This window comes from Myroides gitamensis, assembly GCF_029894455.1.
GTDB lineage: Bacteria > Bacteroidota > Bacteroidia > Flavobacteriales > Flavobacteriaceae > Flavobacterium > Flavobacterium odoratum.
Genome location: NZ_JARYHN010000001.1, coordinates 360,443 through 386,538, shown reverse-complemented (window position 1 = coordinate 386,538; position 26,096 = coordinate 360,443). Strand labels below are relative to the sequence as shown.

21 protein-coding genes and 2 pseudogenes are annotated in these 26,096 nt (G+C 35.4%); 7 read left to right on the top strand and 16 right to left on the bottom strand.

Annotated features, from left to right (window positions below; all coding sequences use genetic code 11):
- Positions 1–413 precede the first annotated feature (413 nt).
- The gene (locus tag M2306_RS01830) at positions 414–1,001 is read right to left on the bottom strand and encodes a Crp/Fnr family transcriptional regulator (RefSeq protein ID WP_259190926.1); all 588 of its coding nucleotides are present in this window, start codon (positions 999–1,001) and stop codon (positions 414–416) included.
- 76 nt (positions 1,002–1,077) lie between these two features.
- On the opposite strand from M2306_RS01830, the gene M2306_RS01825 reads away from it, so the two are divergent.
- Together M2306_RS01825 and M2306_RS01820 are read left to right on the top strand one after the other, a co-directional pair.
- Positions 1,078–1,773, top strand: coding sequence for an HAD family hydrolase (locus M2306_RS01825; RefSeq protein WP_259190928.1), 696 nt, complete (start codon positions 1,078–1,080; stop codon positions 1,771–1,773).
- A gap of 3 nt (positions 1,774–1,776) precedes the next feature.
- Positions 1,777–2,418: a chloramphenicol acetyltransferase gene (locus M2306_RS01820; RefSeq protein ID WP_259190929.1), complete on the top strand. Its 642-nt coding sequence runs from the start codon at positions 1,777–1,779 to the stop codon at positions 2,416–2,418.
- Positions 2,419–2,544: 126 nt separating this feature from the next.
- Here M2306_RS01820 and mltG read toward each other — a convergent pair whose 3' ends face one another.
- From mltG to dapF, 3 genes and pseudogenes are all read right to left on the bottom strand, one after another.
- Complete coding sequence (gene mltG, locus M2306_RS01815; RefSeq protein ID WP_259190930.1) at positions 2,545–3,582, bottom strand: endolytic transglycosylase MltG; 1,038 nt, start codon at positions 3,580–3,582, stop codon at positions 2,545–2,547.
- Between the two features lie 7 nt (positions 3,583–3,589).
- A pseudogene (locus tag M2306_RS01810) lies at positions 3,590–4,115 on the bottom strand (GNAT family N-acetyltransferase).
- Positions 4,116–4,117: 2 nt separating this feature from the next.
- Positions 4,118–4,897, bottom strand: a complete 780-nt coding sequence (gene dapF, locus M2306_RS01805; protein WP_259190933.1) for a diaminopimelate epimerase — start codon at positions 4,895–4,897, stop codon at positions 4,118–4,120.
- A 142-nt stretch (positions 4,898–5,039) separates the two neighbouring features.
- Here dapF and M2306_RS01800 point away from each other — a divergent pair, with 142 nt between their 5' ends.
- Together M2306_RS01800 and M2306_RS01795 are read left to right on the top strand one after the other, a co-directional pair.
- Positions 5,040–6,425 (top strand): trypsin-like peptidase domain-containing protein, encoded by a 1,386-nt coding sequence (locus tag M2306_RS01800; RefSeq protein ID WP_115091036.1) that lies wholly within the window; start codon positions 5,040–5,042, stop codon positions 6,423–6,425.
- 94 nt (positions 6,426–6,519) lie between these two features.
- Positions 6,520–7,968 carry a glyceraldehyde-3-phosphate dehydrogenase gene (locus tag M2306_RS01795; protein WP_115091038.1) on the top strand — a complete coding sequence of 483 codons (1,449 nt, stop codon included), beginning with the start codon at positions 6,520–6,522 and terminating at the stop codon, positions 7,966–7,968.
- 198 nt (positions 7,969–8,166) lie between these two features.
- On the opposite strand, the gene M2306_RS01790 is transcribed toward M2306_RS01795, so the two are convergent.
- The 10 genes and pseudogenes from M2306_RS01790 to M2306_RS01745 form a co-directional block, all read right to left on the bottom strand.
- Positions 8,167–8,376 (bottom strand): hypothetical protein, encoded by a 210-nt coding sequence (locus M2306_RS01790; protein ID WP_115091040.1) that lies wholly within the window; start codon positions 8,374–8,376, stop codon positions 8,167–8,169.
- Between the two features lie 689 nt (positions 8,377–9,065).
- Positions 9,066–11,462, bottom strand: a complete 2,397-nt coding sequence (locus tag M2306_RS01785) for a phage tail-like protein (protein ID WP_115091042.1) — start codon at positions 11,460–11,462, stop codon at positions 9,066–9,068.
- A gap of 92 nt (positions 11,463–11,554) precedes the next feature.
- A complete protein-coding gene (locus tag M2306_RS01780) occupies positions 11,555–14,185 on the bottom strand; it encodes a phage tail-like protein (protein WP_259190934.1) in 2,631 nt (876 codons plus the stop codon).
- 310 nt (positions 14,186–14,495) lie between these two features.
- Positions 14,496–16,457 carry an OmpA family protein gene (locus M2306_RS01775; protein WP_115091668.1) on the bottom strand — a complete coding sequence of 654 codons (1,962 nt, stop codon included), beginning with the start codon at positions 16,455–16,457 and terminating at the stop codon, positions 14,496–14,498.
- A gap of 11 nt (positions 16,458–16,468) precedes the next feature.
- The gene (locus M2306_RS01770; RefSeq protein WP_115091048.1) at positions 16,469–17,401 is read right to left on the bottom strand and encodes a PorP/SprF family type IX secretion system membrane protein; all 933 of its coding nucleotides are present in this window, start codon (positions 17,399–17,401) and stop codon (positions 16,469–16,471) included.
- A gap of 12 nt (positions 17,402–17,413) precedes the next feature.
- Positions 17,414–18,731, bottom strand: a pseudogene (locus M2306_RS01765) (T9SS type B sorting domain-containing protein).
- A gap of 406 nt (positions 18,732–19,137) precedes the next feature.
- Positions 19,138–19,500: an MnmC family methyltransferase gene (locus M2306_RS01760; RefSeq protein ID WP_498882737.1), complete on the bottom strand. Its 363-nt coding sequence runs from the start codon at positions 19,498–19,500 to the stop codon at positions 19,138–19,140.
- A gap of 19 nt (positions 19,501–19,519) precedes the next feature.
- A complete protein-coding gene (locus M2306_RS01755; protein ID WP_498882736.1) occupies positions 19,520–19,834 on the bottom strand; it encodes a hypothetical protein in 315 nt (104 codons plus the stop codon).
- 7 nt (positions 19,835–19,841) lie between these two features.
- A complete protein-coding gene (locus M2306_RS01750; protein WP_236594123.1) occupies positions 19,842–20,288 on the bottom strand; it encodes a hypothetical protein in 447 nt (148 codons plus the stop codon).
- A gap of 7 nt (positions 20,289–20,295) precedes the next feature.
- On the bottom strand, positions 20,296–20,808 hold the full coding sequence (locus M2306_RS01745; protein WP_115091056.1) for a DUF4920 domain-containing protein: 513 nt from the start codon (positions 20,806–20,808) through the stop codon (positions 20,296–20,298).
- A 424-nt stretch (positions 20,809–21,232) separates the two neighbouring features.
- On the opposite strand from M2306_RS01745, the gene M2306_RS01740 reads away from it, so the two are divergent.
- The 3 genes from M2306_RS01740 to M2306_RS01730 all read left to right on the top strand — a co-directional run bounded on the left by M2306_RS01740 (position 21,233) and on the right by M2306_RS01730 (position 23,730).
- Positions 21,233–22,306, top strand: a complete 1,074-nt coding sequence (locus tag M2306_RS01740; RefSeq protein ID WP_002986632.1) for a branched-chain amino acid aminotransferase — start codon at positions 21,233–21,235, stop codon at positions 22,304–22,306.
- 99 nt (positions 22,307–22,405) lie between these two features.
- Positions 22,406–22,591: a hypothetical protein gene (locus M2306_RS01735; RefSeq protein ID WP_115091058.1), complete on the top strand. Its 186-nt coding sequence runs from the start codon at positions 22,406–22,408 to the stop codon at positions 22,589–22,591.
- A gap of 29 nt (positions 22,592–22,620) precedes the next feature.
- Positions 22,621–23,730: an SRPBCC family protein gene (locus tag M2306_RS01730; RefSeq protein WP_259190935.1), complete on the top strand. Its 1,110-nt coding sequence runs from the start codon at positions 22,621–22,623 to the stop codon at positions 23,728–23,730.
- A gap of 34 nt (positions 23,731–23,764) precedes the next feature.
- Here the strand turns inward: M2306_RS01730 and kdsB are convergent, their stop codons facing one another.
- A complete protein-coding gene (gene kdsB / locus M2306_RS01725; RefSeq protein ID WP_259190936.1) occupies positions 23,765–24,502 on the bottom strand; it encodes a 3-deoxy-manno-octulosonate cytidylyltransferase in 738 nt (245 codons plus the stop codon).
- An 80-nt stretch (positions 24,503–24,582) separates the two neighbouring features.
- Positions 24,583–26,022, bottom strand: coding sequence for an ATP-dependent DNA helicase (locus M2306_RS01720; protein ID WP_115091064.1), 1,440 nt, complete (start codon positions 26,020–26,022; stop codon positions 24,583–24,585).
- Between the last annotated feature and the right edge of the window lie 74 nt (positions 26,023–26,096).

Below are 26,096 nucleotides of genomic sequence, written 5' to 3'. Positions count from 1 at the left end.
TCACAGATTTTATATTTGTTTTGGTGTTCGATGAATCTACACTGCGTTTCGATTTTCACTGCGTTTCGATTTCACCACCTCACCTTCTCACCACCTCACCTTCTCACCACCTCATCTTCTCACCACCTCATCTTCTCACCACCTCACCTTCTCACCACCTCACCTTCTCACCACCTCACCTTCTATCTCACCTATTTTATATTGGTTTTGGTGTTCGATGAATCTACACTGCGTTTCGATTTCACCACCTCACCTTCTATCTCACCTATTTTATATTGGTTTTGGTGTTCGATGAATATATCTCACAGATTTTATATTTGTTTTGGTGTTCGATGAATCTACACTGCGTTTCGATTTTCACTGCGTTTCGATTTCACCACCTCACCTTCTCATCACCTCAACCTCTCATCGCCTCAACCTCTTACCACCTCACCATCTTTCAGCTGTTTCAAACTGCGATTCAAACTTCGCACTGAAATGCCAAGATAAGCTGCCATGTCTTCTTTTGACAAGGTAATGGCTTGTTTTTTCTGCATTTCGACCAATTGATGTAAGCTATACTCTATGGTATACAACTGCTGATAAGAGGCTCTACGTGCTGTATTGACAATGCGCGAAGCAAAGGCATCCAAGAGCAATTCATATAACGCACTATCTTTGTTGAGTAAGGATTGAAAAAAAGAATAGGACAACACATAGGTTTCTACCACATCTAAGGCTTGTACATTACACAACCCTTCAATTTTTCGGATGTATTCAATATCCCCAATAATCTCCCCTTTACCCAAAAACTCAACGATATATTCTTTTTCATTTTCTTCTTCAAAGAAAACTTTAGTCACTCCTTGCTTGATTAATAAAACATGGGATGCTTTTTCATTTTGTAGAAATAAATAATCTCCAGGAGCAAACGTCACAATGGCAATAGCATCACTGGGATAGGTATGCTGAAGATAAAGTTCATCAAGATAGTGTAAGAAAGTTTCGTTGGTTCGTATCATAGCTTGTAAGACAATTGTCCCTTTTGTTTATTTTAATTTACAGAAATTTACCGCATAAATTGCAAAAATACAAAACATGCAACTACAAAATAAAATAACGACTCTTGCTTTTGATGCTGATGATACGCTCTGGGTAAATGAACCTTATTTTCAAGAAGCGGAACAGCAATTCGTCCATCTTTTACAAGATTATCAAACGGCAGAACAACTTTCAAGTGAACTATACCAGACTGAAGTTAAGAATTTACCTTTGTATGGCTTCGGTATTAAAGGATTTATCTTATGTATGATTGAGACTGCTCAACGAGTAAGTCACCATCAAGTGTCCCCACAAATTATAGCTAACATCCTAGATTTAGGTCATGCTTTATTGCAACGTCCCGTTGAGTTACTCGCGGGTGTGCACCAAACGCTCGATGCACTGCACGGCAAGTACGATTTGATTCTCGCTACCAAAGGAGATCTACTCGACCAGCAGCGAAAAATAAAAAATTCTGCTCTCGGTGATTATTTTCATCATATTGAAATTATGAGTGATAAGCAAACCGTGGATTATGAACACTTGTTGCGTCGCTTGTCGTGTAAACCCGAGCAGTTTCTTATGGTAGGTAATTCAATGAAATCGGACATCCTACCTGTATTAGCCTTGGATGCTCATGCGGGTTATATTCCCTATTCTGTTACTTGGTCTCATGAACAACATGACACTCCCCTACAGCACGAAAAATTAATTACCTTACAAACATTACCAGATCTTTTACACTATTTATAGCTTATGAGACATTTAATCCACCTAGAAGAATGGAACAGAAAAGAACAATTTAAATTCTTTTCCACCTTTGATGAACCTTTTTTTGGTATTACAGTGACTATCGATTGTACACAGGCGTATTCCCAAGCCAAACAAAACGGGCAATCATTTTTCTTATATTACTTATACCGCGCTTTACAGGCCGCTAATCACATAGAGAATTTCCGCTATCGCATCGTTAATCAAGAAGTTTATCTGTATGATCAAATTCACGCTTCTCTAACCATCAATAGACCTAATGGTACCTTTGATTTTGCTTATATGAATTACCATATCGATGAAGCCACCTTCATTCAACATGCGCAAGAAGAAATTAAAAAAACACAAGAATCAACCGCTCTACTCCCTGCAATAACGGGAGAAAACGTCATTCACTTTTCTGCAGTTCCCTGGCTAAATTTCACCTCTCTTTCACACGCGAGAAGTTTTTCTTTTCCCGATAGTTCCCCTAAGATTTCTTTCGGAAAAGTCACAGAGAATCAAGGTATTTTAAGTATGCCTGTGTCTATTCACGCTCATCATGCGCTTGTTGATGGCTATCATGTGGGTTTGTTTGTGGAGGAATTTCAACGATTGATGGAAGATGGTGAGAAGATGAGATGGTGAGTGGTAAAAAAATGCTTTTAATCGAAAAATCAATCTACTTTATAAAAAACAAAAAACCATCCCTACAAAGGATGGTTTTCTTATTTATGATTTTTATACTGTTAACTCTTAACTCTTAACCATAAACTATCTAATCCCCGATTGATTCAACCAGGCGCTATATTTTCTACTATTCTGGTTGTGTTGTGCCAATGTTTCAGCGAATTCGTGGTATCCCATGCGATCAACGCTAGCACAGAAATAGATATAATCGTGTTTTTCGGCGTTTAATACAGCATCAATGGTTCCTTTGTCTGGCATAAAGATAGGCCCTGGAGGAAGTCCTACATTTTGATAGGTATTATACGGAGAAGCAATTTCTGTATCCTTGTGGTACACTCTTTTGATTACTTGATCAAAATCATCCGTATATAATTTTTTCGCGTATACTACGGTTGGATCTGCTTGTAGTGGCATTCCAATACGCATACGGTTTAAATATACACCCGCTACTTTAGACTTCTCGTCGTTTTTACTTGTTTCTTTTTGTACAATAGAAGCTAAAATTGCTACTTCTACTGGTGTTAATCCTAAAGCTGCTGCCTTTTCTTTTCGCTCTTCATCCCAGAATTTCAGGTATTCCTTATGCATTCTATTGCGCATTTTCAATGGAGTAACTGTCCAATAGAATTCATACGTTTCAGGTAAAAAACCAACTAAAACACTTTCTTTCGTAAAGCCATTTTCTTCCAAGAATTGAGAATCGTAAAACACCTCCATCATTGCAATACTATCAGCCTCTACTTGAGAAGCAATTCTTCCTGCTAAATTCTCAATACGCTCCTGGTTATTAAACGTTAAACGCACAGGAACATTTTTTCTCAATGCTTCAATTAAGCTGTAGCTATCCATCCCATTAGTCAACTTGAAACGACCTGCAATTAGGTTGCTATTGAAGCTTCGTTGACTTGCAATTTCTTCAAATCCTTCTGGATTATTCAAATACGGACGTAACGCTTGCAATACATCCATGAAATTATCGGATGTACGAATATAAAAAAACTCTTTTTCATCCCAGTTTTTTAAATTGGGCGAAAAGGCCTTCTGATACCATACATACAAATAACCCAAAAAAACAAAAGCACCTACTACCGAAAGTGCGATCAGTATATTTTTTAATTTCATCTTCTTTTTAAAATATTAACTGGTACATTATTTCATCTTTATACGTTTGACCTACTCTAGTCCACGCTTTTTTTATTCCAATTTCGCTAAAATCAAACTTTGTAAACAGCTGAATACTCGCTTGATTATCGGATGCAATATTAGCATAAAGTTGGTTCAAATATAGATATTCTCTACTATAATTTAGTACTAATTCCAATGCCTGAGAACCAACTCCTTGCGCTCGATTAGTATCGTGTTGAATCACAATTCCTACCCCTGCTCTTCCATTCTTCGGGTCAAAATCAAATAAATCAATCAATCCCAAGGTTTCATTTGTTGCCTTTGAACAAATTACCAAACGCAATTGTTTGGCTTCATAGATATCCAAATGGGCATTTTCTAAATATTGGTGAATCAAGAATCGGCTGTATGGTGTTTGTGTATTACTCACTTCCCACAAAGCTCAAATCATTTTCTATTTGATAAATAAATTCTAAATCTTCCGGTTCTAAGGCACGAAGATAAATCGTTTCGTGTTCTAATCTAATCATAGTTATAGGTTAATGGATCCTTGAAAAACTAAAGTTGCAGGTCCTTTTAAAAATACCTTTTGATACGTTTGGTTTGTGTATTCAAAATGAACAGCGAGTTCACCACCTTCTACTTCTATCTTCACCTCATTGCTATCTACCTTTCCTAAATTGTGCATCGCCAAAGCTACTGCTGTAGCTCCAGTTCCACAAGAAAGTGTTTCATCCTCTACCCCTCTTTCAAATGTGCGAATTCTAAAGTGATTAGGACCTTCTTGTTCTACAAAGTTGACATTGGTTCCCTTGGGTGCATACGCTTCACTATTTCGAATCTGTTTTCCTTTTTTATACACATCAAAATAAGCTAAATCACGTACAATCTCAACATGATGGGGGGAACCTGTATTGAGAAACGCACCTTTTTTTTGTAGTTCAACGCGATCTACATCAATCATTTGTAACGCAACAATCCCCTGCGAATCAATCGTTGCATAATGCAACCCATCAACTGCAGTAAAATTACACGTATCTTGTATGATGCCCAATTGCTTAGCAAAGGCAACAATACAACGTCCTCCATTGCCACACATCGTACTTTCTTTTCCGTCAGAATTGAAATATACCATTTTAAAATCTGCCTGTTCATCTTCTTCTACAAGAATCAATCCGTCTGCTCCTATTCCAAATCGGCGATCACATAAATGAGCAATCAACTCTTCCTTGGACGCATCAAAAGTTTTGTTGCGGTTATCGAGCATAACGAAGTCATTTCCTGTTCCTTGGTATTTCCAAAATGATAACATATACAATTGTTTTTTCTGTGTTCGGAATCAAATTTACGAATAATCCGTTGTATTTGATACATTGTTAACCATTGGTTAAACACTTTTTAATTCCCGACATCCTTTTTTAATTTTACTAGTATCACATTTTATTCGTTCTATTATGAAAAAATTTTTTACAACTTTTTTCACCTGTCTTCTTACAGCAGGTATTACGTTAATAGGCTATACATATTATTTGGACAAACGAGCAGCAGCTGGAGAATCAATCCCTTTATTGGAGTCCTCCTCCTCGCATCAAGTACCAAAGGCTTCACCTGTTGACTTTACAAGTGCGGCCGAAAACACCGTCAATGCTGTGGTTCACGTAAAAAATTTAAGTTACATCACCACGCGTAGCAATCCTTTATTGGAATTTTTTTACGGGTATAAAGGCGGTACACAAACCCAAGTAGGGACAGGTTCGGGTGTAATTATTTCTGAAGATGGGTATATTGTGACAAATAACCACGTGATTGCCAATGCTTCAGAATTGGAAATTACCTTAAACAACAACAAAACGTATAAAGCTCGATTAATTGGATCCGAAAAACAGATGGACTTGGCCTTACTCAAGATTGACGCACCCGAAAAGCTCCCTTTTTTAACCTTTGGAGATTCTGATGCCATTCAACTGGGTGAATGGGTATTAGCTGTTGGGAATCCGTACAACTTAACCTCTACCGTGACAGCGGGTATTATATCAGCAAAAGCGAGAAATTTATCTGAAACGGGGATTCAATCATTTATTCAAACAGATGCAGCAGTCAATCCAGGGAATAGCGGTGGTGCTTTGGTGAATGTAAAAGGGGAGTTAATTGGTATCAATACCATGATTTCATCCAATACGGGTTCCTATGTCGGTTATGCTTTTGCCGTTCCTTCTAATGTAACAAAAAAAATCGTAGAAGACTTCTTAGAATTTGGCAATGTACAACAAGGAGCACTGGGGGTATCGGGTTTTGAACTGAATGCTAATTCGGCTAAACAACTCAACTTAACAACAAATCAGGGATTCTATATCCAAGAAGTGGTACAAGATTCCGATGCAGCTAAAGTTCAGCTAAAAAAAGGAGATATTATTACCGCTATTAATGGGCGAACAATCACCTCTTTTGTAGATATTAAAAATATCCTCAATACCAAACGCCCTGGAGATCGAGTGCAACTAACGATCAATAGTAACAACAACATCCAACAAAAGGAGATTCGCTTAATTGCTGCTCAAGCCCCTACTTTTGCGTTTAATGGCATCGAGTTTGAAGACTTAACAGCAGAAGAACAGGCCAAATACAAGGTAAACTATGGGGTTAAAATCACAGCGATTACCAATACAAAATTTATGCCGTATCGAGGGGAGCTAGTAGATGCTATTTTGCTGGCTATAAATGGGCAAAAAATTAACTCAATTGACGAGGCGAAAACATTATTTAGTCAAATCAATGAAAATCAACGCATCAAATTGGATATTTTATCTCCTAAGGGTGAACTAATTAAGGTTTATTTGTAAAAACGGGAGGGTTTAAATCAAAATTTAACTTTTGCTTTATTCATAAAAAAAGTAGACTTTTGCACTAATTTTATACAACACAATCTAACACAATATGAAAGATACAAGTTTATACGAAAAGGAATTGGCTTTTCAAGCAGACAGAAGAAAAGCATGTGTAGAGTTTATCAAAATCGTAAGTGATTTATGGTTTGACAAATCTATTGAATTATTAATGTTCCGCAATCAATTAATTGACCGTAGCGTTAGTGATATCATCAATTTACATGAATATGCTGCTAAGTTTGTTGAGAAACCGATTAACATTTTTGATACGGTTGAAATAGCGAAAGCAATTCAACAAGCTGATCTTCCACCTTCACGAATTGATATTGGTCGTTTAACGTATGAATATCATTTAGAAGACAACAAGCACAGCAATGCGTTAGGTTTTGTTGTTAGCAAATTAAAAGATGCTAAAAATACAGGAGAAATTGTTCCTAAAGATGTAGTTCTTTACGGTTTTGGACGTATTGGTCGTTTATTAGCTCGCGAGTTAATGAACAAAATTGGAAAAGGACAACAAATGCGTTTAAGAGCTATCGTTACCCGTGATAAAAACGATGCGGTTTTATTAGAGAAAAGAGCTTCTTTATTAAAATACGATTCTGTACACGGTGATTTCGAAGGTTCTGTAATTGCAGATCCAGCAAACAATGCTTTAATCATCAACGGAACAACTGTTCACATGATTTCAGCTAATACTCCTGAAGAAATTGACTATACTGCTTTTGATATTGACAACGCATTAATCATTGACAATACAGGAGCATTCACTACAGAGGAAGCGTTAAAACGTCACTTATCATCAAAAGGAGCTTCAAAAGTATTATTGACAGCACCTGGAAAAGGAATTCCTAATATTGTACATGGAGTAAACCACACAGAATACAACCCTGCGGAAGTAAACATTTGGTCAGCTGCTTCTTGTACAACAAATGCGATTACACCTATTTTAAAAGTTATGGAAGATAACTTTGGTGTAGTAAAAGGTCACTTAGAGACTATCCATGCGTATACTAATGACCAAAACTTGGTTGATAATATGCATAAAAAATACCGTCGTGGTAGAGCAGCTGCATTGAACATGGTAATTACAGAAACAGGAGCAGGAAGTGCTGTTGCGAAAGCGTTACCTTCATTAGCAGGTAAATTAACTTCAAATGCTATCCGTGTACCAGTTCCAAACGGATCTTTAGTTGTATTAAACTTAGAGATTGGAAAAGAAACTTCAGTTGATGCATTAAATGAAGTAATGCGCAATGCTGCATTAAACGGTAATTTAGTAGAGCAAATCAAATATTCATTGAACAACGAGTTAGTATCTTCTGATATTGTTGGAACATCTGCGCCAGCTATCTTCGATAGTAAAGCAACAATTGTTTCTGCAGACGGTAAAAACGTGGTAATGTATGTTTGGTATGATAACGAATATGGCTATAGCCACCAAGTTATCCGCTTAGCGAAGTACATCGCACAAGTAAGACGTTATACGTACTATTAATAGATATAAAATCCCGCCAAAAGCGGGATTTTTTTTTATGGTATAAGGTGAGTCACTAATCTTGGTATAAAACGTTGATACATTGACATCATTTTCTATCCAAGTTTTCCTCATCGCACAAACAAAAAAGAGAGCCCAAGCTCTCTTCTTTTTTAACTAACTGTAACCAAAACCTACTTTTGTCTGAATATTTACTTCTTATACTTCTTGCATTTCCATTTGACTTAGTTTTTGATGTAAGGAGGGTTTGTCTTCAACATATTTTTCAACCCACTGTTCTAATCGATCTACATCATAAGGCACCATTTGGAGTAAAGCTTTATTAAATTCTTTTACGAATAGTGCTGAATCAAAACTTACATTTTCTAAAATTCTTTTGGTGTAATCAAACATTAGTCTGTTTTCCATTGTATTTATTTCTTTTTCACATTAAACAACAATCAAAAATAATGTATTAACAAATAAAAAACAAACTCAATACGTTTTTTTACATTTTTTTAAACTAAAATCAATATAAACGAAATATTATAAGAATCCTCTTCTTATTATTCCAATTTTGTTTACATTTTATTCATCTAATTTGACTTTTCACCAAACAATAAGTAGGAAATTGCTCATCCTTCTGCTACACTACTTTTCCTCTTCCTTCTCTTTTTATAAGTTATGCTTTTCTACCCTTTTCCTCTTATTTTCCTTTTTATTTGTTCGACAATGCGAGGAGTATCCTTGGAGATTGCTTGGATAAAAGGTCTTTTTGTCGAAGAATACTCCAAGAATACTCCAAGAATACTCCAAGAAACCTCTAAGAAACCTCTAAGAAACCTCTAAGGAGTCTTGGATAAACCTAAAAGGCTTTCTCTATTTTTCTCGTCTACTCTTTCTCTCCATTCCCTTCCAATGTTCCATAAACCCTATTTAATCCAATAATTCATGTAAATTCAATGCAAACAAACAGCTGATATTTCATACAGGAAAGGGTTAGATTTGAATTCAAATCTAACCCTTTCAATAGTATCTCAACTTTTGGATAAAAGTTGGTATTTAAGATCATACTTTAGTCTTATTCAACCGACTAAGTGCACTTTATACTTTTATTTTTAATTGGTCTGAGGCGTACCAGTCATAATATACGATTGGTTGGTATTTTCTTGAGAAAACTTAATCGCCCATTCCATCATGTTAACTAAGAAAAATGCATTTTCAACATTTACTCTGTCAGATGCACTTCTCACTTTCGTAAATCCAGGACGTGACAAAGGCACTCCAATATTAGTACTCAACGTAGGATAAGCAGATGTAGATGATGCGGCAGTGTTAATAGTACCTTGTAACCATCCTCCATCACCGACAATAACAAACCCTTTGGTTTTGTGCTTAAGCGACCAAGCCCAACTAGTATCATCCGATTTAGTAGCCAATACTGTATATTTATCTGCTGGGAATCCAGACCAGTAAAAACCGTTAGTTGCATCATTACCTAAGTATTTCGAACGAATATCTCCAAATGAACCATTTAAAATAGGATCATCAATAGCAGAAACTAAATTAGATTGTGTATAAACCGTACTACCTTGTGTTACAGCAGGTGCAGTAGAGCTTGTAACCACACTACCAATGCGGTCGATTAAATGACTTAAATCACTTAAATTTGCCTCTTGACTCAAGATTAAGACTCCTTTTTTATCGTTAACAAATTCCGTTAAGACATCTTCAAGTCCTCTATTTACTCCAGATATACTAATCCAAATAATATCAATCTTATCTGAATTAATATAATTTCTTAAGTTAGTTGCATTTGGTAATCCACGATTTATCATGTTTAAGTTTTCAACTTTAACAATCGAATTATCGTCTCTTCCGAAATTAGCTGCATTGCGCATCAATACCCCTCCAGGTTTTGAATTACCACTTGTAATACTGTAATCACTTACTCCAGGTATCACCAAAATATTCATGGTTCTATACACAAATGTAATAGGATGTAGACAAGTTCTATTACCGGATGTTGCATTTGAATTAGAAGAAATTCTAAAATTGTGTTTACCTCCAGCTACCGGTGTACCACTTGCATTGAGCACAACGGTTTGTTCTCCAGTAGTATTGAATGTGCCTGTCGCCTGGAATTTTACTCCATTAACTTCATCTGTGCTAATTTGATAATTTCCTCTATACTGAACATTTACCTTAACTTGAAGAGAATTAGTTGCATCCATAGCTACGCCAGGAGCATATTTCCCATTGGTTACGATTTCATTACATTGAAAAGTAAAAGCTACATCTTGAGCACCAATAGTAATACTAGCCGTACATGTGCTTTGAGTTCCTTTATTGGCAGAAATTGTAAAACTGTAATCATCTACTACTGTTGGGCTCATGATTGTTGGTCTAAGAACAATATTTTGTATATTATTCTCAGCAGGATTAAATTCTAAAACAACTTCACCAGAAGAGAACTGCATGCCGTGAATTGTATTGGTTGAAATAATCGTTTTTCCTGGTGCCAAAACTTGTACTGGAAGTACGATATAATTACTCTCATTTAAAGAAACATTTTCTTTATAATTCCCTTCAACAGTAAGATCAGCACAGTTCATGGTAAATGCCACATCTTTAACGACAGCTTCAATGCCAGGGCAATTTGTTGTACCATCTGCTGAATTTGACGTCAAAATAAGCTGAGTTGAACCTGGTTGAGTAGGTGCTCCATTACCTACTAATTCAACCGTATGGCTTCCTGCAGTAGTAAAAGTTCCATTACCCGAATAAGAAATTCCATTGACCGTATTCGTTCTAATATTCCAAGATCCCGTATTGGTTACTTCTACTGTTACTTTTAATTTATTGGTGTCATTGAGCGGAACATTAATGAATAAATCTCCTTCAATACTAATCGTAGCACATCTCAATTCATAAGAAACATCTGCTTTTTCTACAAATGTATAGGGTTGACAAGTACTTACTTTTCCATTCAAGGTAATGGTCATCTGATCTCCGTTACTTCCCGTGTTATATCCTGTTATAGGTGTTCCAACTCCTTGCAGAATTAAATCATAAGTACCTGTGCTCGGGAAAGTACCTGAAGCATGATAATAATACCCATTGTCTGTTTTCACCAAGATATCATAGGTTCCTGCTTGTGAAACAGTTACTGGCACTAATAATTTATTTGATGTATTTAAAGATACTCCTTGCTTTAATGTTTCCGTTTCAATGGAATTACATTGCAAGTTAGTTAAAGACACAATCGCTGGTGGTGGTGTACCACACAAACTCAACCAAGTGCTCTGAATCCCCGACCAGTAATTCACACATCCTGATGTTGTATTAAAAATAATCAACCCATCGGGTAGTTGGTCCTGTTCTATTGCATCACGTTGTGCCGTTGACATACGTGGAGCTAAAAAACCCTTATTCAAAGATTCTAATTCTAAGATTACAGTACTCTCAGGCGTTGCTGAAGTACCCGTTTTGGAATTATCTTTAATTTTAGTCATAGGACGCTGTCCATAACTAAACAACGCAATAAAAACTAAACATATAAATGTTAGAAGATAATTTATTTTTTTGATGATTCAATCTCATAGCACTATTTTTTTAACGCGTTTACAGTTTGTTCTAATTCTTCGATTTTTTGCACTAATAGCAATAATGTTTCATTCTTACTTTGTGAGTCTTGTTTCACTTTTTCGAATTCTTGTTCCAATTCTTTCAACTCTTCATTTTGCTTTTCAAGCTCACTGATTTTATTGGCTTGTTCTATGATATGTAGATACAACTCTTCTGTCTTCTCTAATAACTGAATGGACAACTCTGACACATTAAAACTATAACCACCTTCTCCTTTTTCTAATTCAGAAATAGGTGTAATACCAGGTAAATGTCTATTGTTTTTAATAAATGATGCTACCGTATTTAAGTCATTAAAAACATAATCATATTTTAGCTCGGATTCTCCAGTAAAATACTTCTCAAATACATAATCTGCATAGTAACTATTCGTCGCTGTTATACTACCATTTACTCTTAATTTTTCATTCACCGTTCCTGATGGTTTATCATATCCAATACCTACCCAGCCATTTACATACATATCTTGATTGCTATTGGTAGCACCTGTCTGTGTAGCTACTTGCAACCACGGTTCTTGTATAACTGGAGCTAAATCAATTTCTTTTCTAGAGTTTTCTCCTTGGTAAATTAGTTTTTTTGCATCCTGATCAATAATTAATTCTGTTTTGGATTCAAACTGCTTTACTAACATATTCAAAGGAATAATTGTTTTTGTCTCTACCTCATTTGTATAGATTAATTCTCCAGTTTGCACATCATAATCTAATTCTGTAATCGTTTCTGAACCTTTAATTAATTCAGAGATCAAAATTTCTTGATTTCTTTGATCTGTACTATCTTCTCCATGGTACTTTATGGAATGTACAAAGTATTCAATATCACCACTAGGAGTTTCTTCAACTTCTCTTCGCTTGACATGTTCTAACCAAGTTTTTGTTTCCTTATTCTGAATTTCTTCTGTTAGATTTACTATTAATCCAGCTTTGTTTTTAATTACAATATCTTCTCCTACTTTTTCTACTGAAACATCACCTGCTGTATTATTGATAATTGTTGTTAAAATAGACAATACATCTTCATTATCTACAATGGTCTCAAAATCATCAATAACATCTTGCGTTACAGTGATTTTTACACCAGCTGTTCCATTTTTAACGGCCTCTTCATTTAGGTATTCATATAACCCTGTTTCAATTCGATTTAGTTTAGTCGTCGTTTCCTCAATAGAAACACTCGAAATATAGTCTTTCAAATAAGTTTCAAATACAAGGCTTCCTTGTAAAACCGCAACTAAATCAATTTTATTCTCTACATTATTCTCATCCTCATAGATTAATAATGCTTTATCATCTGCATTAGAAGATGTTAAAGCAGTTAATGTTTCTGCTGCGGATACAATATCTTCCCATTCAATAGGTTTAACCGCATAATTCTCATCATAATAGAATAGTTTCTGCGTATCAGCATCAAAACCAACGTTTCCGTATTTTCCTTTTAACTTATCGACAATTGTCGTGATGAAAGTAGTATTATCACCCAACTTGGTAATGAAATCCTGATTCGTAGCAATGTGCTCTACAAATGTTTTGTTACTAGCAATATCTGTTACTGCTAATTCAACCACATTTTGTTCTGAATCCGTCACAACCAACTTGTCATTCACTAATGTAAAACTAACGTTAGTTGTGTTTAAGGCACTCCAATCAACGTCGTGCTCTGCTCCATGTTCATCATAATAAACAAAAGTATTAGTCGTTGGATTGTAGTTGACGTTTCCGTATTTCCCTTTTAATTCATTGACGATATTGGTAATAAAATCTTCATTATTTGTGATGTGATTGATAAACTCAAGATTATCGCCCAACTTGGTAATGAAATCTTGATTCGTAGCAATGTGCTCTACAAACGTTTTGTTACTAGCAATATCCGTTACCGCTAATTCAACCACATTTTGTTCTGAATCCGTCACAACCAACTTGTCATTCACTAGCGTAAAGCTAACGTTAGTTGTGTTTAAGGCACTCCAATCAACGTCGTGCTCTGCTCCATGTTCATCGTAATAAACAAAAGTATTAGTTGTTGGATTGTAGTTGACGTTTCCATACTTCCCTTTTAATTCATTGACGATATTGGTAATAAAATCCTCATTGTTTGTGATGTGATTGACAAACTCAATATTATCTCCCAACTTGGTAATGAACTCTTGGTTTTCTACCAAATTTGTTACAAACGTATTGTTTTTTGCAATAGCCGAAATAGCAAGAAACACTTTTCCTCCCTGCGTATCTGTGATGACTAAACTTTCAATATTATTACTATCTTTTTCAATCGTAAACGTTTGATTCTTTGTATCTATATAATTATCTCCAGATAATAATTGTGTCCATCTTGCATCTCTCCAATAGTAAAAGCCTGCAACAAGAGATGTACTTCCTGTATTGTAAACGAGTAAACTTTCTTCGGGATTAACAATAGCTGATTTATCTTGCTCGCTCTTTAATTGAATTCTAGGAAGCAAAATACCTTTATCTTTAGCAACAATGTCTAATGCAGAAGCTGGATTCGGTTCTTTTGTACCTATACCGACCTGAGCACTAACGAAATTTCCTAAAAATAAAAATAATAAAGGAATAACTTTTCTAATCATAATTTCTCTCAGTAGATTAATTAATAACACACTTACTTTAAAAAACGACGAACAATAACATCAATGCCTTAGGTGTGAATGAAGTGCATGTCCATTACTCGTCAGAAACAATTCATCTTGTTTCTCTTATTATTAAATTTATATTTCCAGCATGAACATGCTCAAAATAGGATTACTTCAAACTTTCATGAACAACGATGTTGCTCAACCAGTTGAGTTAAGAGTTCTATTTCGGTTTTATCGAAACTGTGTTCCTTACTCTTAGTACATAAACACAGTCTTGATAAACCTTTACATGACCAACCAGACTTTATATTTCTTTAATAATAAATTCACTGCGTCTATTTTCTTGGTGTTCCGAAGTCGTACACGGTACACCATTGCTACATTTGTTTAGCAACTGACTTTCTCCATATCCTCGTCCAGTCAAGCGACTTGGATCGATTCCTTGTTCAATCATCCATTTAATAGTTGATTTCACACGACGATCGGATAAACTCATGTTGTATACATCATTTCCTCTACTATCTGTATGAGAGCGAACATCAATTTTTATGGAAGGGTATTCTTTCAATACCTCGACTACTTTCATCAACTCAATCGCAGCATCTCTGCGAATATTCGATTTATCAAAATCAAAGTAGATCGGTTGTAAATTGAGTCTTTTAAATAAATCATCATTTAAGCCTAGCGGTTTCTCTGCTTTTTCTAAGCCAATATTTACTGTTTTTACCCCAGGTTCTCGATTTACATTAAAAGCAACTTCAACGGTATTATAGGATTCTTTTTCTGCTTTAATGCGGTACTTATATCCACAATCTAAAAGTGAAGTGATATAATATCCTTTCGCATTGGTGTAAAGTGTATCTGATTTTTGATAAAGCGCATCTGAAATAACAATCAAGGCATTTGCAACGATTTCATTGGTGTCTTTGTCGTATACTGTTCCTTCAATCGTTTGCTTACACGGTTTTTCAGCAAGGAAATAAATATCATCTGATCCTTGTCCATCAGCGCGGTTTGAACTAACAAATCCTTTATTTTGTTTGGGATCCAAGTAGAACCCAAAATCATCCATGCTACTATTAATAGGGGTTCCCATATTCACGACAGGACCAAAACTTCCATTAGGATAAATCTTAGCGGTAAATATGTCCAATCCCCCTAAACCTAGATGCCCATCAGAAGAGAAATACAACTGATAATCAGAAGCTATAAAAGGAAAATTTTCTCTACCTTCTGTATTGATGGAGGAACCTAAATTTTCAACTGGTCCATATCCTTCATGTTCATATAAAGCCACGCGAAACAAATCGGATTGTCCTCTTGTACCTTGTCGATCAGAAGCAAAGTACAACCACTTATCGTCTGGTGTTAATGCAGGATGGGCGGTATTAAAATTATCCGAATTAAAAGGCAATTCTTCTACTTGTCCCCACTTTCCATCCGCTTGTTTTACTGCTTTGTATAATTTCAATAAAGAAGTTTTCTCTTTATTTTGTTTGCTTTTTCCGCTCGCTTTGGAATTATTACGCGTGAAATACATGGTATTGCCATCTTGCGTAAAAACAGCTGTTGCATCATTGACCTCAGAGTCAATTTCTGGTGCAAAAAGTACCGGTTCTCCAAAACCACTTTGACCAATCGTTGAACGATATAAACTGGTATAACTTTCATTTGTCCAAGCATGGATTTTACTATCCTTTTGCTGATCGGTAGCTCGTGCTGACGTAAATATAAATTGATCCCCAAGCAGGGTTCCGCCATAATCTGAATAGGCTGTATTAAAATCTAAGCGTTTAATATCATAGCGATCCGATCGATTTTCAATATGAGCCAAATAATCGCGGTTCTTGCTATATAGCTCTACCCTAGAATCTCGCTGTTCTAATACTGCAAACTGATCCATCATTTGTTTCGATTTTGTATAATCTTCCACTGACTTTAAAGTTTGTGCATAGCGATAGTAATATTCTGAAGGTAATTTGGCCAATTCTTTATCTTCATAATTCCCTTCAAAGAGCTCCGTATACCATGTATTCGCCTCTACTAATTTCCCATTAAAATAGTAGGCATCAGCGAGGTTTTGCAGAATAGAGGTATTGACATACCCTTGATTTGCCATGCGTTCATACACTTTAATGGCATCAACATAGGCCAATCGATCAAAGCTTTTATCAGCCTGTTTTTCCTTTTTAATTTGACTATAACCTGTTGTGCTTAAGCCCAAGGCTATACTTAATATTCCAAGTTGTATTATCTGTTTCACCATACTTGTACCCATTAGAAGAACCTTGGCGCAGCAACGCGCTTGTAGCTATTAAACAAAGTGAATCGCATAAAGATTTCATGAGATCCCGAATTATATCGAGCCAATTTGGAAGTTTCAGCATCATAGCTATAACCAACCATAATCTGATCTGACACTTGAAAACCAACTAAGCCACTCACGGCAGCATCCCATCGGTAAGCAACTCCTGCGGTAAACTTATCTACAAACATAAAGTTGGCTGATACATCCATTTGCAGCGGAGATCCTTGTTCCATTTTTACCATAGCAGCCGGTTTAAACTTGATGTTTGTATTCAGGTCAAACACATACCCCCCTGTCACATACAAGTGCATCTTTTCACGCATTGTTTTGACATTATTATCGTCATAGCGTGAACGAGTTAGTAATGTGGGTACCGAAACACCTACATAAGCCCGGTCCGAATACAAGAATAATCCCGCCCCTATATTGGCATTAAATTCATTCTTAATATCATCTTCTGCTACAGGATCTGTCGGGTTGTAAATATGCAGCTTACTGTAATTGACATCTAGTAAATTTGCAGACCCTTTCAATCCAAAAGCTAACTTATAATTGTAGTTCAGATTCACAGCATAAGATAAATCAACCGCTAAGGTATTATCGTCCATCACACCTAAATGATCATTGACAAAACTCACCCCTAATCCCAATCCTGATTCACCCAAAGGAGTATTGACAGACAAAGTTGCTGTTTTAGGAGCCCCTTCTAACCCCACCCATTGGGTGCGATACAAACCAAAAATATTCAACCCTTCTCTACTTCCCGCATAAGCAGGGTTGATGTTCGAGTGGTTATACATATACTGCGTATATTGTGGATCTTGTTGTGCATAGGATTGTTCCATACAAAACAAGCCTACCCCTCCAAGAACAAAAGTCTTTATTGTGTTTTTTAGTCTCATCTATTTTGGGATTTAATTGGTCTCTACATGTAAATTGGCGGCTTTCTTAATCATACGACTACCATTAGCATCTTTGTATTCATAAGTCACTACGTAGTAATACGTTCCACTTGGTAATTTTTTTATTTTTATCCACTGTAATCTTACCGTCTGAATAGCCTCTAAATACATTTACACTTCCATCTCCTTTTGGATCATATCCCGTAGTTTCATATACTTTTACCCCCCAACGGTTGTAAATTTCTACGCGGTTATTGGGATATTTGTTGATATTATCAATGATGAAGTAATCATTTTTACCATCTCCATCAGGTGTGACTAAATTGTAAATCACGACATCACCTTCAATAAGCCAATCTTTTTTTACTGTAGCTAGCGTGAAATAACCAAAATCTTTAATTTCTGCGACTGTTGTTACCCTATTAAGAGACATATCCACAACTCCTCCTTCATCCACCCATAGCTGTTCTTTGGCATCCCAACGGACAATATGCAATTCCTCTTCTGGATTTTTAAGTAATTCCGGAGGCGTAGTTTCCTCATTCCAATCCAAACTCAAGACAACCATATTCGGTTGTGTTAAATTCCCTTCCAATCGCCAATATTCTTTCTCGTTTAACACCTTAATTACCCCTGCTGTTTTTTTGTGTGCTGCAAAAAACGGAGCATCTTCTAAATAATATTGCCCGACAATAGTGGCTAAAATGTCATCTGGTGCACTTATCACTGCTGGACGAAAATATTTTTTATATCCAATAGGGTATTCAAAGCGATCATTTCCTTTCTTTTCTACTGCTCCTTCAATAAAGCTGTGATTGCCAACATTCTCATGTCGAGCCCCTGCAAGGAAAGTAACCATACCATTAGAAACTGAAGTACTAGCATTTTTTGTTGGATCTACTTGTACAATACCATTTTTAAAATGAGCCAAACCTGAAATATCAATATTGTTCTTTAAGTCAAAAGCAATCCCATTTAGTTCGCTGTCAAATTCAATATTGTAGAAAGAAGCCAAACTATTGCCACTGATTCGCTTTGCTAGGGTAGAATTAGATAAAATAAAAAAAGTAGAAGAGCTCTTCAGCGAAGAAGAAATCCCATAATAACCATCATTCGTAAAATCCTTATAATAATACACACTCCCATCATTCACAAAAGTACCAGAAGCTGTATTTGTAAAATCGGATCGAGTAGATAAAATAGTTTCTGGACGAACACTGAATAAACCTGTATTCACTAGTTGAATATGCTCCGATTCGTCTTGCCCATAAGATAAGGTATGCACACAAACAAGAAGCAAGGAGGTTAATTTGAAATAATTCTGACTCATATAAGTTTTATTTAATGGTTGGTATTCCTTTCTATTGCCCAGTATCACTATACTACCCAATATATTGAATCACTAAAACATATCTTAATTTTAATACACATATATTAAAATTCACATAAATTTAAACAAAAAAATAAATCAAAACCAAATACAACACAATATTAAAGTAAAATTAATTTAATAATAACATTAATAAATAATGGTTTTTTAACATAAAAAAGAAATACCAACACTGTAAGAAGTGTTTTTTAACAGATATTTCAATCCTTTCATTTAAAACTTAATTTTATGATAATTTCATTTTTATTAAAAAAAAATAAAATAATGCCATTTTAAAATTGGAGACTTTAAGAATCAATAACTTAACTTTAGTCCATAAAAAAACCACTAGATCCCCAGTGGTTTGCTAGTGGTTTTCAAACAAAAGTTTTCTATTTTTATAAGCGAGAAGCATTTCTCTTTTGCCAGGTGGACCTGCTACAATTTCAATAGTAAATCCAGCGGCTTTCATGTTTCTTTTAATTGGATTTCGACACGCGTAAGTCACCAACATCCCACCTTCTTTTAAACTGTCATAGGCTGTTTTAAAAATAGCTTCAGACCATAAATGGGGTTGAAATTGATAGCCAAAAACATCAAAATAGACGAGGTCAAACTCAGCTTGTTGTACAGCTACAGTTTCGAATGTTGCATGTAGCTTTTGTACTTTTACTTGTGGATGTAAATCTACTTCAACATCCCAAGATGCTTGATGTAAAGCCTTGAACAATACTTCTCCTTCCTCAAAGTCAGAATACCAGCGAAGGAAAAGTCAATACACTATATTCTGATTCTGTCAGTGGAAACGCTTCAATAGTATGGTAAACTAATTTTTTCCTTTTTGGTACGACGTTAGCCATGGTTAAAAAGGCATTCAATCCTGTTCCTAAACCAAACTCTAGTATTTTTATTTCGTCTTGGTCTATAAACTTCATCAGTCCTTGTTCAATATAAACGTGGTTAGATTCTTGTATCGCTCCATGAATAGAGTGATACGTTTCTCCCCACTCTTCTACTTCTAGCGAATGAGAACCATCTGAAGTGACTATAATCTTTCTCTTCATTATACTATTAAGGAATCAATAATTTTTTTATTCTCGGTATAGGTCCGCCACATTTCTTTTGATGACAACTTAAACAAGCCTCAACAATAGCGTTGAACTTTTCTTTTGTTTGTTGATTAGGGTCCGCATAAAATTCTTCTTCAACTTGAATAAATGCTTGTGCTTGTGTTTCAAAAAACAAATCTTTATCTGAAGGATCCGTCATTACTGCCGAAAATAGACGTTGATGCAAACTAGGCATTGCATTATCGATGGGTAACCCTTCCATAATACGCGCTCGAATGCGTTGATTATCAACGTACATCTGCTCCATTAACGCAGCCATTTCGGACATTTCATACAATTGAAATGCACTTTCTTTTTCTACAGTCTTGGTTTGCGTTTCTGCTTTGGATTCCTTTTTACAACTCACACACAAACAAAGAAATAACATCACAACGCCTAAACGAATCATACATTCCTTATTTAGCAATTGCAATCCCATCTGCCTCAAATGCATAGGTCACTTTAGGTTCCGTAATCGCAGCGATTTCAGCTTCGCTTTTACCTGCATCTTTAGCATAATGCTTTAACTCATCAATTGACACCACAGATACAAAAGCTTTTCCTTGCATCACCACCTCATGCCCTGCAGCATTCATTGGCGCAAAAAAACCATAATCCTTGAAGCGAACAAAACTACTTTTGTCTTGATCTAAATCCACTTGCATCCAACATCCTTTTTTCTGACACACTTCTTTAATCGTAGACGTAAAGGCAACTTGTAAAGTATCACCTTCTTTTAAATGATCAAATTTGCTCCACATTTCTTCTTTCGATAAAACAGGTAATTGAGCATCTAGATCTTGTCCGAACGTTTCATACTCTTTCGTTGGTGTTGTTGCGACTTCTTCTGTTGCTTGTTGGTCTTGTTTCTTTGCACAACTAGTCGTTGCTAAAGCAAGTAATCCTAGGGTTAATACGAGATATTTCATTTGATTGTGTTAAAATATAGTTGCATCAAAGATAATTAAAAAATAAAATGAAAATAAGCTGCAGTAAACCATTTCAACTCGATTTCTTCTCCTTATTAATAGGAAAGAAAAAAACAACTTTGGTTTCTTCTATTTTACTACCTAGAAATAAAAAACATCTTTTTTAGTAGCAAATAAAGACAGGTCTAAGTAAATCAAAAAAATAAACTAAAAACGAATGGTTTACACAAACAAATTCAAAGTATTCTAAATTTTCTCAAGTTTTTTTTTGATAATATAATATTTTATTCAGCTACATAAATATTCTTTAAATTAAATTGATAAATAGCGACTTTTTTTGCTATTTTTGTAAGGCAGTTGAATAAAAAAAACTGCTTGAACGTTTTATTTAATACAACAACAACTTTTAAAAAAATACTATAAAATGAGTTTAGAAACAAAATTTGAACTTTCTATCGATAAAATAGAAAAGTCTAGAGTCGATTCAATTGATTTCGAGAATGTAAAATTTGGATCTATTTTCACGGATCATATGTTGGTTTGTCATTATAAAGATGGTAAATGGGGAAAAGTGGAAATCAAACCTTATGGACCGATGAGTTTCGCACCTTCAATTAATGTTTTCCACTACGGACAAGCTATTTTCGAGGGAATGAAGGCGTACAAAGATAACAATGACGATGTATGGTTATTCCGTCCACGCGAGAACTGGGCTCGTTTTAATAAATCTGCAGAACGTATGGCTATGCCACATATTGATGAAGAAAGATTTATTGATGGTTTAAAAGCACTTTTAGATTTAGATAGAGAATGGGTTAGAAAAGGAGAAGGAAACTCTTTATACTTACGTCCATTTATGGTTGGTACACACGAAGGTGTTGTTGCAGGACCATCTAGCGAATTTATGTTCTGTGTTATTTGTTCTCCTGCTCGTACATACTACTCAGGAAAAGTAAAAGTACAAGTTGCTGAGCACTATAGCCGTGCAGCTAACGGAGGTGTAGGTTATACAAAATGTTCTGGAAACTACGGTGGACAGTTCTACCCTACTCAATTAGCACAACAAGAAGGATACCAACAAATTATCTGGACTGATGATGCTACACATACAAAATTAGAAGAAGCTGGTACAATGAACGTATTCTTCAGAATTGGAGATACTTTAATTACAGCTCCTACTAGTGAGCGTATCTTAGATGGTGTTACAAGAAAAAGTTTAATTGACATCGCTAAAAGCAAAGGAATCAATGTTGAAGTACGCGCTATCGTTGTTCAAGAATTATTGGATGCACACGCTAAAGGTGAATTATTAGAAATCTTTGGTGCTGGAACTGCAGTAACTATCGGACAAATTGAAGGTTTTGCTTACCAACAAAAATACTACGAATTACCAAATGTAAAAGATGAAGATTCTTATGCTATCATGTTGAAAACAAACCTACAAGGTATTCAACAAAAAGCAATTGAAGATACTTTCAACTGGACAGAAAAAATATAAGTATCCTAAAAGGATATTATTTCAAGAACGGCAGGCATCCTGCCGTTTTTTTATGCGCTATATTGAAGGTTTTTACTTATTTTTGCTAAAATCTTTATTATGTTTACATCAGGGCAAATTCAATTCGCGATTTTCTTTATTGTTGTTTTTACGATTGTATTAATCATCATGTATCGTAAAGACCTTAACCTTCATAGAAAGTACTACAAAAATAGATTGTGGATTCTACTCGCGTTTCTTGCCTTCATTGGTTCATTATTCATCTTAAAGAATGTGCTTAAATAATTTCTAATCCTAGGTGTCTACTGCTTACTATGAAAATTCTCAAGTATTTCCTACTGCTCATTACCTTATTATGCGTTTCGCTTATTGTTTTTGTATTGACACAAAGTGGTAATTTCAAAATAACGAAATCCTTTGAATTAGATGCACCTCAACCTATTGTTTACCAATACATTCAAGATTTAAACAACTGGAATGATTGGATTGCAACAGAAAAATTAGCCAATGGAGTATACGCCATTGACCTACCTAATATAGGTACCTACCAAATTCGAAAAGAATACGAAAAACTCAATGATAGTATCTCGCAAGATATTTTATATGACAATAAATTGTCTAACATCGTTTGGCGTTTCTCTACACAAGGGCAAAAAACAAAAGTAGATTTCTCTTTTGAAGGTTCTATTGACCTCAAAACAAAAATCCTTACCTTCTTTTCGGGATCTCCTAATAAAGTTGTTGGAGAAGCAATCGACAATAGCATCAATGGACTTATTGTATTTTTTATTAAACAATACAAAGAGTATGACCTAACCACAACGGGATCGGTTAAGAAAGCACCGTTGAACTATATCTACCTCGACGGAACTGCTGACTATACGGATATCAAACCATCCATTGAATTGTTACACGCAAAATTAACAGAGTTTTGTACAACAAATAATATTAAAGTAGATACTACTCCCTTGTTGGTTTTTGACAACACTCCATTAACACAGACGTTGTCCTTTCAATACGGTTTTAAACTACACGATTCAATCTTCTTGAACGAAGAAGAACTATTTAAAACAGCTACGTTAGAAGCTAGCTCTTACTTTGAAAGCACTGTTTCGGGATATTATTCTCATTTGCCAAAAGCATTGAGAGAGATTAGACCAATCATCAGCAAATCAGAAGTATTTACGAATAATCCAGCAGGAAAAATGATTATCGAATTGAATCAATCTTCTTTCAATAACCGTTTACCTTCTTCTTGGAAAACAACAATTTTGATTCCGATTATACAAAATCAACAACCGACAACAGTATATGACAGCATAAGACGACCTTATACTCGTCCTTACGGAATACCCAAAGAAAACACTACAACAACAGATATTCCTCCAACCACAACAACAGGGCAAGAGGAAAACAACGGATAAAAAAAAGAGAATCTAAATAGATTCTCTTTTTTTATTATAATCCACTAGCCAATAAGGCTTTAGCTCGTTCTAAATCTTCAGGCGTATCAATACCTACTCCTACGTGGTGCGTAATCGCCATTTTAATGCGTTTACCGTATTCCAAATAACGCAATTGTTCTAATTTCTCTGTTGCTTCCAAGAACTTCATCGGCCAAGTAGTAAACTCTAACAACGCCTCTCTTCTGAACGCATATACTCCAATATGTTGGTAATACTGTACCGCTGTTTCTCTATCACGAGGATAAGGAATAACAGAACGAGAAAAATACAACGCTACTTTATTTTCATCCACCACTACTTTCACATTGTTGGGATTTTCAATAATAGCCCAATCGTGAATAGGCGTCATTAAAGAAGCTAAATCGATTTGTTTTGCGGTATCTTCTTTAAAAACCTCAATCAACTGCTCCAGATTATCTTTATTGACAAAAGGTTCATCTCCTTGAACATTAATTACAATATCGACTTCAATATCCGCAATAGCTTCTGCAATACGATCACTTCCACTTTCGTGTTCTTTTATACTGCGAACTACTTTACCTCCGTGCATTTGAATCTCATCAAAAATTAAAGGTGAATCAGTCACTACAAAAACATCATCAAATAATCCTGTTGCTACCGTAGCTTCATAGGTTCTACGAATAATAGTCTTTCCTCCTAATTCTTGCATTAATTTAGCAGGAAAACGCGTAGAGGCATAACGAGCCGGAATTACCGCAATTACTTTCATATCGGTTGTATTAATTTCAATCAAAGATAAGAGATTTCAAGATTTCCCTACCATAGAAATGCCTGATTTATTACTAGTGATTAATCAAATTGTTCTTCAAAATACTCCTCTTGAAAACCAATCAAATACAATTTGCTTTTCGCCCGTGTGATGGCTGTATACAACCAACGCACATAGTCTTGATTAATCCCCTCAGGTAAATAAGGTTGTTCAATAAAAACAGTATCCCATTGCCCACCTTGTGATTTATGACAGGTGACCGCATAAGAAAACTTCACTTGTAAAGCATTAAAATATTCGTTTTCCTTTACTTTCTGGTTCTTTTTATACTTTGAGATTTCATCCTCATAATCCAACAACACTTCTTGATACAATCGATTACTCTCCTCATAAGTCAAAGCAGGAGATTCACTCGTTAACGTATCTAAAAGGATTACGGTATCAAACGGAATCATCTCTTCATAATCAATCATGCGAATGCGCACAGAAGCAAAACGGAAACCATAAAGTTCAACCGTTTTATAAATCTGAAGGATTTCAATGATATCCCCATTAGCTAAAAAGTCAGTTACAGTAGAATCTTTCAACCAATAGTAATTATTTTTCACCACCATCAACAAATCTCCCGCTGCTATTTCGCTTTCACGATCTAAAATACGCGTTCGAATCTGCTGATTATATGCATTGGCACGTTTATTTGAACGCACAATAAACATCGTTTCTTCTGCTCCAGCATTAGAATAGGAAGAAAGAATCGCATCCTGAATGTCATAGCTATCCGTTAAGCGAATGATGTCCTTAAAACCGTATAAATTAAACTGAAACGTATCCATAAAATGAGAATCTAACAACATGCGCAATTCTGTCGCATTATAGAGGATTCCAGAATCTTCTTCTTGACGCATTACTTCGTCTAGTTCAATATGGTGAATAGGCATATTGTAATGAAACCCCAATTGATCCGTATCCAACGCAGGGCTCACCGTCATATTAATTGGCGGAAGCTGTGCAACATCTCCAATCAAGATTAGCTTGCAATTTTGCCCTGTATACACATAGTAAATCAAATCATCCAAAAGAGAACCATGTGGATACATGCTGCTATCACCTGCAGAACCATCGCCAATCATCGAAGCCTCATCGACAATAAAAATGGTGTTTTTATGCTTATTTTGACGCATAGTATACTGCATCCCTCCTCCATTTTTTAATGGTTTAGGATAGTAAATATACTTGTGAATGGTAAAGGCCGAACGCTGAGCATAACTGCTAATCACTTTAGCAGCACGTCCCGTTGGTGCTAACATCACGGCGTATTTTTGAATCGAACGCAGTTGATTCACCACTACAGATAATAAAGTCGTCTTTCCTGTACCTGCATATCCCTTCAAAACAAACAACTCATCCTGTTGATCTGCCGTAATAAATTCGGCTATCTTCTGTAAAAAAATATCTTGTTTTAACGTCAGTTCATACGGAAATTGATGTCGTAATACCTTGTAAAATTCAGTTCCTCTCATGCTATTATTCTCCTAAATACACCTAAAACACAAAGATACTAAGCTTTTTACCCCAAGACTAATATACTCCCTTA

What these genes read in the sequence shown, in the direction of transcription:
- mltG (WP_259190930.1), bottom strand. Translation starts at nt 3,582, where the DNA reads ATGAAATTAAAAAATATACTGATCGCACTTTCGGTAGTAGGTGCTTTT.
- M2306_RS01825 (WP_259190928.1), top strand. Translation starts at nt 1,078, where the DNA reads ATGCAACTACAAAATAAAATAACGACTCTTGCTTTTGATGCTGATGAT.
- M2306_RS01740 (WP_002986632.1), top strand. Translation starts at nt 21,233, where the DNA reads ATGAGTTTAGAAACAAAATTTGAACTTTCTATCGATAAAATAGAAAAG.
- M2306_RS01750 (WP_236594123.1), bottom strand. Translation starts at nt 20,288, where the DNA reads ATGATTCGTTTAGGCGTTGTGATGTTATTTCTTTGTTTGTGTGTGAGT.
- M2306_RS01775 (WP_115091668.1), bottom strand. Translation starts at nt 16,457, where the DNA reads ATGGTGAAACAGATAATACAACTTGGAATATTAAGTATAGCCTTGGGC.
- kdsB (WP_259190936.1), bottom strand. Translation starts at nt 24,502, where the DNA reads ATGAAAGTAATTGCGGTAATTCCGGCTCGTTATGCCTCTACGCGTTTT.
- M2306_RS01755 (WP_498882736.1), bottom strand. Translation starts at nt 19,834, where the DNA reads ATGAAGAGAAAGATTATAGTCACTTCAGATGGTTCTCATTCGCTAGAA.
- M2306_RS01735 (WP_115091058.1), top strand. Translation starts at nt 22,406, where the DNA reads ATGTTTACATCAGGGCAAATTCAATTCGCGATTTTCTTTATTGTTGTT.
- M2306_RS01830 (WP_259190926.1), bottom strand. Translation starts at nt 1,001, where the DNA reads ATGATACGAACCAACGAAACTTTCTTACACTATCTTGATGAACTTTAT.
- M2306_RS01800 (WP_115091036.1), top strand. Translation starts at nt 5,040, where the DNA reads ATGAAAAAATTTTTTACAACTTTTTTCACCTGTCTTCTTACAGCAGGT.
- M2306_RS01745 (WP_115091056.1), bottom strand. Translation starts at nt 20,808, where the DNA reads ATGAAATATCTCGTATTAACCCTAGGATTACTTGCTTTAGCAACGACT.
- M2306_RS01790 (WP_115091040.1), bottom strand. Translation starts at nt 8,376, where the DNA reads ATGGAAAACAGACTAATGTTTGATTACACCAAAAGAATTTTAGAAAAT.
- M2306_RS01795 (WP_115091038.1), top strand. Translation starts at nt 6,520, where the DNA reads ATGAAAGATACAAGTTTATACGAAAAGGAATTGGCTTTTCAAGCAGAC.
- M2306_RS01720 (WP_115091064.1), bottom strand. Translation starts at nt 26,022, where the DNA reads ATGAGAGGAACTGAATTTTACAAGGTATTACGACATCAATTTCCGTAT.
- M2306_RS01785 (WP_115091042.1), bottom strand. Translation starts at nt 11,462, where the DNA reads ATGACTAAAATTAAAGATAATTCCAAAACGGGTACTTCAGCAACGCCT.
- M2306_RS01730 (WP_259190935.1), top strand. Translation starts at nt 22,621, where the DNA reads ATGAAAATTCTCAAGTATTTCCTACTGCTCATTACCTTATTATGCGTT.
- dapF (WP_259190933.1), bottom strand. Translation starts at nt 4,897, where the DNA reads ATGTTATCATTTTGGAAATACCAAGGAACAGGAAATGACTTCGTTATG.
- M2306_RS01780 (WP_259190934.1), bottom strand. Translation starts at nt 14,185, where the DNA reads ATGATTAGAAAAGTTATTCCTTTATTATTTTTATTTTTAGGAAATTTC.
- M2306_RS01820 (WP_259190929.1), top strand. Translation starts at nt 1,777, where the DNA reads ATGAGACATTTAATCCACCTAGAAGAATGGAACAGAAAAGAACAATTT.
- M2306_RS01770 (WP_115091048.1), bottom strand. Translation starts at nt 17,401, where the DNA reads ATGAGACTAAAAAACACAATAAAGACTTTTGTTCTTGGAGGGGTAGGC.